Genomic DNA, 234 nt, shown 5'->3' with positions numbered 1-234 from the left:
CCCGGCCGGCCTGGCCGCGGCCGGCGCCACCGTCACCACGGCGCACCACGGCGCCGATTTTGTCGCCGGGGTGGAGCGGGGCGCGCTGTCGGCGGCCCAGTTCCACCCGGAGAAGTCGGCCGACACCGGGGCCGTGCTGCTGCGCAACTGGCTCGCCACGCTGTGAGCGCGCGGTGAGCAAGGAGCGGGCCCGCCGCCGGGAGGCCCGCGAGGCCCGGCTGGCGGCCGAGCGGG

Annotated in this window: 1 pseudogene; it reads left to right on the top strand. The window is 79.9% G+C overall.

The features are described 5' to 3' along the window. Positions 1 to 166 (top strand): annotated as a pseudogene (locus tag LQ51_RS33825) (imidazole glycerol phosphate synthase subunit HisH); the annotation flags it as partial. Between the last annotated feature and the right edge of the window lie 68 nt (positions 167 to 234).

This window comes from Micromonospora sp. HK10, from assembly GCF_000982955.1.
Taxonomy (GTDB): Bacteria; Actinomycetota; Actinomycetes; order Mycobacteriales; family Micromonosporaceae; genus Micromonospora.
The sequence above is the reverse complement of the archived record's forward strand: the minus strand, read 5'-3'. Positions and strand labels throughout refer to the sequence as shown.